Genomic DNA, 11,850 nt, shown 5'->3' with positions numbered 1-11,850 from the left:
CCCACCGAGCCGGAGTAGCCAACAGCCTCGAGCGGAGCCCTGAATGACTACATCATCGATTGAACAATTCAAGTCCCACGGAAGCGTGGGCCTGCTCGTCGTGGCGCTCGCGCTGTCGGCGTGCATCGGCAACCTGGGCAGCGAAGACGGCCAATCGCCCGCGGAGGGCACGAACGGCACGAGCGGCAGCTCGAGCAGCGGAGGTTCGGGCTCGGGGTCGGCGGGCCCCGGCGAGCCATTGAGGTGTGACACGAGCACCGTCGATCCTGGGCCTTCGCCGATGCGGCTGCTCTCGCGGGAGCAGTACATGAACACCGTGCGCGATCTCGTCGGCGACGTGCCCGGCCTCGATGCGGCGCTCGGCCCCGCCATGGAGGCATCGGCGTTCGGCCTCTTGCAGCCGGACGTGACGCAGGTCGAGCTCGAGCATTTCCAGGCCGCGGCAGACGCCATCGCCGCGGCCGTCGTCGGCAATCGGGCGGCGCTCGACGAGATCGCGCCTTGCGAGGCCGGAGCCGAGCCGAGCGAGTGCGCGCGCCAGCTGGTCGTGGGCTTCGGCGCCCGCGCCTACCGCGCGCCGATCACGGACGCGGCGGACATCGAGCGACACCTGCAGCTCTTCGACGTGGGCGCTGAGACGAGCTACGAGCACGGGATCGAGCTCCTGCTCCGCGGCATGCTGCAATCGCCGCGCTTCCTGTACCGCGTCGAGATCGGCACCTCGGAGAAGGTGAGCGATCGCGCCGTGAAGCTCTCCCCGCACGAGGTGGCCGCCCGCCTCTCGTACATGCTGTGGGGCACCCTGCCGGACGCCAGGCTGAACGAGGCCATCGAAGACGGCAGCCTGACCACGAAGGAGGGCGTCGCGGCGCAGCTCGGCTGGATGCTCGAGGACGAGCGCGGCCAGAAGCTGGTCCATCGCTTCCTCGGCAGCTGGACGCACATGAACGGCCTGAACAGCGTGGTGAAGGACGCGGACGCCTTCCCCGAGTGGCAATCCCGGTCGTTCCGCGAGTCGCTGCGCGGGCAGGCCGACGCCTTCTTCGACCACGTGCTCAACGACGAGGGAGGCAAGCTGAGCGCGCTCCTCACCTCGACGACCGTCTTCTACAACAAGGATCTCGGCGGGTACTACGGCGTCACCGGCGACGACTCCTTCCAGGCCCTGAAGCGCACGGACGGCACCGCCTCGGGCATCCTGACGCTCCCGGCCCTGCTCGCCATCCAGGCGAAGCCCGCAGAGAGCTCGCCCATCTACCGAGGGAAGTTCGTGCGCGAGGCGCTGCTCTGCCAGCAGCTGCCGGCCCCGCCGGCCAACATTCCCAAGCCGCCCGAGGTCGACCCGAGCAGCTCGACCCGAGAGCGGCTATCGCAGCACGAGGTGGATCCGAGCTGCGTCGGCTGCCACCAGCTGCTCGATCCGATCGGCTTCGGCTTCGAGCACTACGACGCGCTCGGCCGCTACCGCGAGCTCGACGGCGGCGAGCCTGTCGACGCGAGCGGCAAGATCATCGCCACCCGCGACATGAACGGCGATTTCGAGGGCGTGACGGAGCTCGGCGAGAGGCTCGCGGGCAGCGCCGAGGTGGAAGAGTGCGTGGCGCGCCAGTGGTTCCGCTTCGCGATCGCCCGCTTCGAACAGGACATGGATGGTTGCTCGATGGAGAGCTTGCTCGAGACCTTCAAGGCCGCCGGCCAGGATCTGAACGCGCTTCCCCGCGCCGTCGTGGAGACGGACGCCTTCCTTTACCGCCGCCCGATCGACGCGCACACGAAGGAGATGCCATGAACCGAAGAGGCCCGATCGATCTCCGCACCCAGATCAGCCGCCGCAAGCTGCTGGGCGGGCTCGGCGCCCTGACCGTCGCGCTCACGAGCCCCGTCTGGCGGAGCGCCACGGTGTTTGGACAGGACGCCAAGCAGCCGGGCGCCAGGCGCTTCATCGGCATCTTCTCGGCGAACGGCACCGTGCCGTCGGCGTTCTTCCCATCGGGGGACGCGCACGAGGCGCCGCTCTCGCTCGGCCCGATCCTGGCGCCGCTCGAGGAGCACAAGCAGAGGATGCTGGTGCTCAAGGGCGTGCACATGAACTCGACGGTCGAGGACGAGCTCGGCGTCCCGAGCGAGAACAAGCCCGGCGGCCCGCACATGAAGGGCCCCGGCGCGATGCTCACCGGCGGCTCGCTGCTCGCCGGCAGCTTCACGGGCGCGGGCGGCCCTGCCGGCTGGGCGGATCGCATCTCCGTCGACCAGCACATCGCCAACCGCATCGGCGGCAACAGCCAGTTCCCGTCGCTCGAGTTCGGCGTGCGCATCGAAGGGCAGGAGCCGCTCCGCGTCATCTCGTACCGCGGTCCGAACCAGCCGAACACGGCGGTCGACGATCCATTCCAGATGTACTCGCGCATCTTCGCCAACGCCGCTCTCTCCGAGACGGAGCTGCAGCGGCTGATCGCCGAGCGCCAGAGCGTCCTGGACTTCCTGAAGGACGATATCGGACGCCTGAAGGCGCGCGTCAGCTCCGAGGACAAGGCGCGGCTCGAGGCGCACCTCGGCGGTATCCGCAACATCGAGCAGCGGCTGCAGAGCTCGGCGGTCTCGTGCACGCCGCTCGCGATGCCGGAGAAGTTCGACACGCGAGCGATGGAGAACTATCCGAAGGTCGGCCGGCTGCAGACCGATCTGATGCTGCTCGCGCACATCTGCGGCATGACCCGCGTCTCCACGTTCATGTGGGCCAACGCCGATAGCTGGCAGTACTATCCATGGATCGGCGTGAACGAGGAGCACCACGAGCTCTCCCACGCCGGCGACGACGACGCTGTCGCGAACGAGAAGCTCGTGAAGATCAACGTCTGGCACAGCGAGCAGGTGAAATACATTCTCGACCAGCTGGCGCTCGCCAAGGAAGTGGACGGCAGCTCGGTGCTGGACAACACCCTGCTGCTCTGGGGCAACGAGCTGGGCGTCGGCAACACGCACACGTACAAGGACATCCCCTGGGTGCTCGCGGGCGGCGCGGGCGGCTACTTCAAGATGGGCCGTTACATGAAATACGCCGACCTGCCACACAACAACCTGCTCGTGTCGGTATGCAACGCCATGGGCCTCGACGACGTGACCACCTTCGGCATTCCCGGCGTCTGCACCGGGCCACTGCCGGGCCTCCTGGCCTGATCTCCCCCTTTTCGCCGCGCATCCCCGGGCGCCCCGCGCACGCCGCGAGCGGCGCCAGGATCCGGGTTGCCCCGGGCGGCTTCGGCCACTACGCTCCGACACATTTGGCTTGTGAGGAACCGTGGTCCATGCGCCGGCTCAGTCTGCGTTCTCTGATTTCGTCCTGCTCCTCCTCTCCGCAGCGCCCAAGCTCGGGCTGCCGATCGACGCGGTCCTGCGCGACGCCGCGCTCCCGCCGGAGGCGCTCCGCCAGCGCGGATTGCCGATCTCCCTGAGCGTGGCGCGGCAGATATGGTCCTCCGCCGAGAAGATGAGCGGCAATCCGCTGCTCGGGCTGCACGCCGCGGAGGGGCTCGAGGTCGGCTCGCTCGATCTCCTGGACTACCTGACACGCAGCAGCAGCAGCTTTGGCGCAGCGCTGGAGCGCGTCATCCGCTTCGCTCCGCTGGTCGCCAACGGGGGCGTCCTGAGCCTCGAGGTGACCGGTCGCCGCGCGCATTTCCGCCACGTCTCGCCGGACGGCGTGCCCGCCGTCGCGGATCTCATCGTCACCTTGATGGTGCTCCGGACCCGGGCGTTCTCGGGCGAGCACATCCGCCCTCTGGCGGTGCGCTTCCGGCACCGCCGCGAGCGCGTCGCAGGCGAGTACGAGCGCGTCTTCGACGCGCGGGTCGAGTTCGACGCCCCCTACGACGAGCTGGTCTTCGATCGGGATCTCCTGGAGCTGCCCTTCCATTCCGCCGAGCCGCGCCTCTGTGAGATCCTCGAGGATTGCGCGGCGGCGCGGCTCCAGGCGCTCGGCAAGGCCGCCGGCGGGGCGCCCGCGGCCGCCGCCGGCGCTCCGTCGAGCTTCGTCGTCGACGTCCGGCAGGCCCTCCAGCTCTGCATCGCCCAGGGCAACCCGAACATCGATCGCGTCGCCGAGCACCTCGGCGTGAGCTCGCGGACGCTCCAGCGGCAGCTGCGAGAGCAGGGCACGTCGCACCGCGCCCTCTTGACGGAGGCGCGAACCGAGCTGGCGAACCGCTACCTGGCCTCGTCCAACCCCACGCGACGCGCGCTCGCCGCCGGCCTCGGCTATACGAGCACGCGCTCGGTGTCCCGCGCGCTGCGCCGCCGGTGAGCCGGAGCTCACCGGCGGCCCCGACGGCGACGCCAGGCGCGCGGGGTTCATGTCGGGTCAGCGGCTCACCGCGCCGAGACCGTCGCGCAGCGTCACGGATACCATTGAATCCGAAGCTGCCTGTTGGTCGTCGTGGTCACCTGATAGATAACGTCGTTCGCGGTGCCCGGGAACGGGATCGTGGTCGTCGCGGACCAGCTGTTCGCCGGGGCGCTCTGGGGCGCCCCGCCGTTGGCCGACACGCTGACGCCGTTCAGCGGGACGCCGTCCGTCGGGCTCATCTGCAGCGTCAAGTTCGCCGGCGTCCAGCCGGTCGGGAGGCTCGTCCGATCGATCTGGAAGCAAGAGGTGCCGTTGACCGACGCGACGATCGCCGTGCTCATCGCCCCGAGGCTCTGGCAGGTGGGCGCGGGGTTCTTGTAGAACCCGAACGTGTGCTGCCGCGTGAACATAGGGACGGTGGCGCTGCCGGCGTGGTCCGCGAACACCGTGACCTCGTGGCTCCCCGTCTCGGCGAACTGGCCGATCTTCAGCGAGTAGACGCCGTCGTTGGCCGTCGTGTCGCCGTGCGCGGCGGCGCCGTCGTCATGGAACGACAGGGGCGTGACCGCGCCGCTCGGGCCGGTCATCTCCGCGCTGACCGTGGCGCCCAGGACCGGGCTGCCGAGGTGGCTCACCTCGGCCTCGACGATGAGCGGCGCCGTCCCGACGTTCAGCGTGCTCGGCGTGACCCGGAGCGAGATCGTGTCGGCCAGGGTCGACACAGCGGAGTAGAGGTAGATGGGCTGGTCCGAGGTGTTCGTGGCGCAGAACTGCCAGGACCCCTCCTCGTACGGCTGCGTCAGGTTCAGGGAGAAGCGCTTGAAGTTCTCGGCCGAGAAGAAGGTCAGGTCGGAGCCAGACGTGGCGAAGTTCGTCTCGGAGATCGGGGACGTCGGGTGCGTCGGCGGGGGCTCCAAATGCACCTCCGGCGCGGCCGCTCCGACGAAGATCATCGTGAAATCCACGATCTGCGCCGCCGAGACGAACGCGTCCGCGCACGACGTCGACTGCGGCAGGATCTCCGTCAGCACCTGATCGATCATGCCGCCGTCGCGACAGTCGTTCGCCATGCGGTTGAACGCGCCGATCAGCTCGAGCTGGTCGATCGCGGTGTCGCTGTCGGCGCGCAGGTAGAGCCCGGGCGAGACCCCGTAGTTCGCCGCGATGTCGCTCATCATCGCCTCGTCCGCCCCCGACCCGAGCGCGATCGAGTGGACCTCGTCCACTCGGTTGTAATAGTCCGAATAGAAGTCGCTCGGGGCGGGCGGCGTGTTGTGCTGCCCGTCCGACAGCAGGATGACGCACTCGCGCGCGCTCTTGGTCGGGCTCTCGGCGACCAGCATGTCGAGCGCCTCCTCCAGGCCAGCCCCGATCGAGGTCGACCCGTCCGCGACGAGCGCGTCGACCGCCGTGTCCAGGCCGGACGCCGGCAGCGCCGTCAAGGGGTACGTGATCGACGAGGTGTCGGAGTAGCTCGCCACGCCGAGCAGCTCCGTGAACGACTGCGACGCTGGCACATTGCTCGATACGAGCGTGTTCCAGTAGATCTTGGCCGCCTTCTTCGCGAGCTCGATGCGGTCGCCGTACATGCTGCCGGACCGGTCGATGATCACCACATGGTTCGTGTCCAGCGGGGCGACCTGGGCCAGCGCCGCCGACACCCCCGCCACGCTCGTGAGGAGACCGCCGGCGACGCTTGCGAACATTCTGAATGAGCTTCTCATCTTCTCCAATCCTTCTTGAGTGTCGATCAAAGCCAAAGATCGAGAGCGGGGCGCATCGTCGTGCCTGCGCCCCGCTCCATCGCGCCGGCGTTCAGGGCCTCCGGAACACCACCTCGAGCTTGGGGCGCCGCACGTCGACCGCGTAGTCGCTCGACGTGAACGAGACCTCCCGGTGCTTCACCACCTCGTCCTGGAGCCGCATCATGAAGCCGTGGTTGCTCGAGGGCGCGCTCAGCATGTCCCGCACGAGCTCCGTCACGTCCACGCCCGCGTAATCCTGACCGTCCGACGTGCTCCGCGGCAGGAGCACCTCGTGGAGCGACGTGGTCGTGGGCTGGTTGCCCCAGGTCACGGTGTTCTCCTGCCACGCCGAGGTGACGCGCTGGAGCAGGAAGGCGTTGGAGCCGCCGAGCGTCGCGTGCCCCGGGCCGAGGCCGTTCGAGGTACCCTGGCCGTAGAGGCGCGCAGCGGGATCGGCGTAGAGGCTGAGGCGCGCCCGCTCGATCGTGGAGCCCGCCGGGATGGGCGACAGATCGAAGCGGAGCAGGCCCCGGTTCGCGTATTTTGTGCCGCCAGAGGTCCACAGCCCCGCGGTCAGGTTCGGGGAATTCCCATTGTTGGTCCCGACACCCGAGCCCAGGTTGGTGATCGTCGCATCGACGCCGGCGCTGCCGGGCTGGAGCGTCAGCCGCTCCGGCTCGTTCTCGCAGTGGCCGCCGACGACGAACACGCCGCTCACCGCGTCGCACTGCGCCTCGTAGGTCGGCGTGTGACAGGCGCCGTCGGGCTCCGTACACGAGCCGATGGGCTCTGCCCCGCAGGCGTCGATCTGCGCGCAGGTGTAGCCGCTCAGGAAGTAGCCGCCGGCCTCACGGCAGCTCGCGCTGGAGCTGATGCCGCCCGTGCCGAGGTCGGTGCAGCCCTGGGACTGGCAGCACGCGCCCTTCGTCTCCAGGCGGCAGCTCGACGAGCAGCCGTCGCCGCTCTGCGCATTGCCGTCGTCGCATTGCTCGGACGCCTGCTGCACGCCGTCGCCGCAGCAGCGCTCGACGGTCACGCCCGCGTTCTTCACGACGGAGCACTGGATGATGTCCTCCTCGGGGCCCTGGCACGTCCCGCTCACGCAGGTCTGCCCCGGTCCCGTCGTGCAATCCGCGTCGTCGAGGCACGAGCAAGGCACGGTGTCCTCGGAGTGGTCGTCGAAGCAGGCCTCCACCTCGGCGAGCCACGCCTCGGCCAGGGCGCTCGGGTGCACCAGGTTGGACGCCTCGAGCCCGTTGCTCGTGTCGTACAGCAGCGCGGTCAGATCGAACGTGGGCGTCGGGGTGTTGACGACGGCGCCGCTGAAGGCGCCCACCCGCAGCTGGTTGGCGACGGCGGAGCCCTGCGCGTCGAGGCAGCCCCAGTGCTTGAGCAGGTTGATGTGCGCGTCCTGGCACGGGAAGCTGAGGTTGCCGCGCAAGCCGCTCACAAGTCCGACGTACGTGCAGGTGCCGGTCACGAACTTCTCGGCGAGCGCGTCCTTGTCCTGCAGCCACTCCATCATGGGCCGACCTTCGATGCAGAGGTTCTCCATCGTGGACACCTGCTCTCCCAGGTCGAAGCCGAAGCTGAGGACCTCCTGCACGCCGCCCGTGACGTCCTCCGTGGTGGGGGGCAGCGGGTCCTCCGCGTAGAGCGGCAGCTCGTCCTTGCACCACGCCAGGAAGTCGGCGGTCTCCGACGTGACGGTCGCGTAGCGCTTCACCTGTTCCGGCTGGTAGTTCGTCACCTGGCCGAGCGACGTGCTGTCCCACTGGTACGTCGCCTCGAGCCCGGGCTGGAACTTGGCCTTCTCGACAGAGCCGATATCCCAGGACCGGCGCCAGTCCCAGAGCGTGAACTTCTTCGGCTTCTTGAACAGCTTGACCTCGAGGCCGATGTGAATGCCCGCGTTGAGCGCGGCGATCAGCTCGATCTCGCTCATGCCGTAGGTGGCGATCGCGTGGGCGGGCGCCTCCTGGTTCTTGAGCCCCCAGATCACCTGCTCGGCGAACTGGGCGCCCCCCTGCGGCGCGCACGCTCCGTCAGGCGTGCAGACCTGACCGTAGCCGCAGACGGTGTCCGCGGTGGCAACGTCGTAGTTGCAGCGGCGGGCGCACGCGCCCTCGACGCACGTGCGGCCTGGCTCGCTCGCGCAGGTCGGGTTCGGGTCCGCGCTGCACAGGCAGTCGACGGGCGTTCCGCCGACGGTGCACAGCTTCTTCACCGCGTCGCACGTCTCGCCGCTCGCGCAGTCGGCGTTCGACGCGCAGCCGCACGCGGACTGGAAGCCCGAGTGGAGCGGGTGGCACCCGGGGCCCCTCCACTCGACGACATCGCTCTTTGTCTCGGTCACGCAGCGGTACGCGCCGAAGGTGCCAGGGCACTCGGCCTCCGTGACGTCGTAGGTGACGGCTCCCGGGATCGTCGAGTCGCAGTTGCTCCCGATCTTGCGGACCGTCGAGGGCAGCGTGTCGCTCACGTAGATGTCGCCGGAGGGCAGCACGGCCAGGCCGCCGGGCAGCTCGAGGACGGCGGTCGCGGCCAGGCCGTCTTGCCACACGGTGCCAGGCCCGCCGGCGACCGTGGACGTGGCGCCGAGCGCCGGGTCGAAGCGCCGGATGCGACCGGGCCTGTTGCCCTCGCCGATGAACACGCTTCCAGAGCCGTCGATCGCGAGCGCCTGCGGCGAGGTGAGCCGAGCGGCCGTCCCGACGCCGTCCGCGGAGCCCGCGGTGCCGTTGCCTGCCACGGTGGTGACCATCGAGGTCGCGATCTCGAACCGGCGCAGCGAGTGGTTGAACGCGTCGGCGATGTAGAGGTTGCCGCGCCCGTCGGCGACGATGCCGGACGGCTCCGCGAACCGCGCGGTCGTCCCCACGCCGTCGGCGTTCCCGGACGCGGAGGCCAGGCCGGCGACCGCGATGTTCGCGCCCGTCGCGAGGTCGATCCAGACCAGCGTGCGGTCTCCGCTGTTCGTGACGTACAGGCTGCCTCCGACCACGGCCACGTCACGCGGCGTGCCGACAACGGTGCGGTCGGCGATCGTCGTGACCTGGCCGCTGCTCAGCGTGAGCTTGCGGATCGTGCGGCTGCCGCGATCGGCGATGTAGAGGGCGCCGTTGTGGAGCGTGATGCCCGAGATGGTGTTGAACCGCGCGGCGGTGCCCACGCCGTCGGTGGTGCCCGAGGTCGTCGACCCCGCGATCGTCGTCACCGCGCCGCTCGTCAGGTCGATGCGGCGCACGGCGGTCCGGTCCGCGACGTAGAGCATGCGCGTCGACGCGTCGTAGGCCAGGTCGCCGTTCTGGAGGAAGCGGGCCTGATCGTACGTGCCGTTCACGAGGCCGTGCGACCCCGCCAGGCCGAAGGGCGATGACGCCACGGGGAGGCAGCAGACGCCGTGCTTCTGGCAGCCCGAGATGTCGCGGAGATCGTCGCTGCGCACGTCGGTCGCGCAGGTGCCGTCGCTGTCGCACTCGTCACAGGTCTTGTTCGCGTTCCACTTGGCGGTGAAGCCTTGCTGGAAGGCGGTCTTGAGCAGCTTGGCCTTCTTCTCCTTCATGAAGGTGGAGAACAGCTCGTACGAGAGCTTGCCTGGATTGCACAGCTCCTCGGTGATCCCCGTCCAGTCGTCGATGCAGGCGCGGCCGCCGGTGATGAAGGTGAGGCAGCAGGAGTTGTTCGTGTCGAGCGGGGAGCAGCCGAGGTTCATCCCGGACTCCTCGACGAAGCGGTTCGAGCAGTACGTCTGATCTTTGTAGTTGAAGACGGGCTTGCACTCGAGCGACTCGTCAGGGTTGCTGTTCACGAGCGCCCGCTCGAGCGAGGTGTTGAGGTCGACCACGCCGCCGGAGCCGCTCGGCTTGAGATCCACGGAGAAGCCGATGCTCGCCTCCACGCCGACCTTCAGCCGCTTGCCGAGCGGCACGCCGAGGAAGAGCTTCGCGCCGATCTCCGGGCGCACCGAGACCTCCGTCCCCGCCTCGCCCGTCACGTCCGGCGCCTGGAACGGGTGCATGTTGCGATCGAAATCGACGTTCTCGATCTTGTGGTTCGTGTGCTTGTTGAGCGCCTCCTGCAGGCGCTTGCGCATGAAATAGGCCTCGTCGTACCACTTGACCCCGGCGCCGAGCTTGAAATACGGGATGAGGAACGCGCCGGGGACCGGGGGGAGCGGGATCTTCGTCAGCTCCTTCTCGATCGGCTTCATCTGCAGATCCAGGTTGAGCGCCGCGGCCATGACGGCGGCGGAGCGCCCTTCCCAGTCCTCGACCGGCTCCGCCGCATCCCTGGGCCATGTGGCCGGGCTCGGAGCGCCGGCCGGCGTGTAGTCCGCCGTGTAAGAGAACGGCATGTAGGTCCCGATGAGGAACTCCTGCGGAGACACCCGGCCGTCGTGGTCGGTGTCGAGCGATTCGGTCTGATCCTCGTCCGCCAGGTAGAAGACCCCGTTCTTCTTGGCGGCGGAGAGGCTCAAGCCCCCGCCGCCCGAGTGGCCGAAGGCCGGGATGCCGAGGGGGGCTTCGCGGTTGAACCACTTGTAGCCGTCGAGCTGCATGTCGAACTCCATCCCCGGGAGGATGCTCAGCGTCTTGCCGAACGCCGTCACGGCGAAGCCGCCGGTGCGCATCTGGGCGCGCCGCTCCTCGCTCAGGTTATGCGACTCGTAGCGGCCGCCGATGCCCCACTTGCCGTCGCCGCTCTCGACCATCGTGGCGTACGCGCCGTGTCCCGCCCAGGGGATGCACATGTGCAGATCGGGCCGCTGCTCGGAGTAGCTGCCGAGGTGGTAGCCCTCGGTGTAGAGGTCGATATAACACTGGATCTTCGCGAGCAGCTCCGTGGCGTTCTCGAGCTCGCCGCCGACCTGCTCCAGGAAGTCGGCGAAGCGCCCGTCGGAGATCTCACCGGCGATCTTGTCGAGCCACTTGACGGTGGAGAAGGCCCATTTGAACTTGCCCGCTTCGGTCTGCTGGAAGTCGTTGGCGAGCCAGACGAGCACCCCGGTGCTGCAGGTGTTCGTCGGCGTCGTGACCGGATCGCAGAAGTCGGAGCACTCCTCGTAGGTCGTCTTGCTCTTCTGGATGACGTCCGTGCACCCGGCGACCACGCGCTGTGTGCAGACGCACTTGCCCTTGTCCGCGTCTGCGACGGTCTCCGTCTCGGCGGCGTTGATGGCCTCGGACGTCTTGTTGACGATCGACGAGAGGAGCTGCATCGACTGCAGGACGTGGAAGTTCGTCGTGATGTTCTGGAGATCCGCGCCCTTCGAGTTGGGGCTCTCCGGCATCTTGCCGAGCTGGTTCGGGTCGCACGCCTTGACCTTGAACTCGACGCCGGAGCCTCCGCCGGCCCCGCTCGAGCCGCTGGCGCTGCTCGACGCGCTGCTGGAGCTGGCGCTGCTCGACGCGCTCGCGGCGCCCGAGCCGGTCTCGAACTCGTCGAACACGGCGGCCGGCCGATCGGGCTGCTGGGACCACCTCGGCCAGCTCGGGGCGCCGCTCTGGCAGCCCACGTCGTCCGCGGAGCAGAGCGCTTGTTGCACGCTTCCGATGGGCTCGCTCGGCTCGCTCGGCTCGTCGGCGCCGCCCGCGCAGGCCGGTGCGACGATGCCCAGGCAGAGGAGGAGCGGGAGGCGCCCCGCGCGCCTCGAATGCACGAGGGCGTCTCGTGGTTGAATGAGCCGACGTATCAGCATGGACCTGAGAACTGTCATTGAATCAACCCCGACGGCCTGGTCGGCCGAGATGAGCGGACGTG

Annotated in this window: 5 protein-coding genes; 3 read left to right on the top strand and 2 right to left on the bottom strand. The window is 68.9% G+C overall.

What is annotated here, in order from left to right; translation table 11 throughout:
* Nucleotides 1-43: 43 nt before the first annotated feature.
* The 3 genes from WMF19_RS03075 to WMF19_RS03065 all read left to right on the top strand — a co-directional run bounded on the left by WMF19_RS03075 (nt 44) and on the right by WMF19_RS03065 (nt 4,300).
* Nucleotides 44-1,789: a DUF1592 domain-containing protein gene (locus WMF19_RS03075; protein ID WP_437897718.1), complete on the top strand. Its 1,746-nt coding sequence runs from the start codon at nt 44-46 to the stop codon at nt 1,787-1,789.
* Nucleotides 1,786-3,177 carry a DUF1552 domain-containing protein gene (locus WMF19_RS03070; protein ID WP_437897717.1) on the top strand — a complete coding sequence of 464 codons (1,392 nt, stop codon included), beginning with the start codon at nt 1,786-1,788 and terminating at the stop codon, nt 3,175-3,177. Before WMF19_RS03075 ends, WMF19_RS03070 begins: the two co-directional genes overlap by 4 nt.
* A gap of 121 nt (nt 3,178-3,298) precedes the next feature.
* Entirely contained in the window at nt 3,299-4,300 is a 1,002-nt protein-coding gene (locus tag WMF19_RS03065; RefSeq protein ID WP_437897716.1) for an AraC family transcriptional regulator ligand-binding domain-containing protein, read from the top strand.
* A gap of 92 nt (nt 4,301-4,392) precedes the next feature.
* On the opposite strand, the gene WMF19_RS03060 is transcribed toward WMF19_RS03065, so the two are convergent.
* Together WMF19_RS03060 and WMF19_RS03055 are read right to left on the bottom strand one after the other, a co-directional pair.
* Entirely contained in the window at nt 4,393-6,048 is a 1,656-nt protein-coding gene (locus tag WMF19_RS03060; protein ID WP_437897715.1) for a VWA domain-containing protein, read from the bottom strand.
* Between the two features lie 109 nt (nt 6,049-6,157).
* Complete coding sequence (locus tag WMF19_RS03055) at nt 6,158-11,749, bottom strand: DNRLRE domain-containing protein (RefSeq protein WP_437897714.1); 5,592 nt, start codon at nt 11,747-11,749, stop codon at nt 6,158-6,160.
* Between the last annotated feature and the right edge of the window lie 101 nt (nt 11,750-11,850).

This window comes from Sorangium sp. So ce124, from assembly GCF_051525235.1.
GTDB classification, from domain to species: Bacteria; Myxococcota_A; Polyangia; order Polyangiales; family Polyangiaceae; genus Sorangium; species Sorangium atrum.
The sequence above is the reverse complement of the archived record's forward strand: the minus strand, read 5'-3'. Positions and strand labels throughout refer to the sequence as shown.

Bases quoted from the DNA above. Each gene is read 5' to 3' on its own strand.
- WMF19_RS03060 (WP_437897715.1), bottom strand. From the start codon at position 6,048: ATGTTCGCAAGCGTCGCCGGCGGTCTCCTCACGAGCGTGGCGGGGGTG.
- WMF19_RS03075 (WP_437897718.1), top strand. From the start codon at position 44: ATGACTACATCATCGATTGAACAATTCAAGTCCCACGGAAGCGTGGGC.
- WMF19_RS03070 (WP_437897717.1), top strand. From the start codon at position 1,786: ATGAACCGAAGAGGCCCGATCGATCTCCGCACCCAGATCAGCCGCCGC.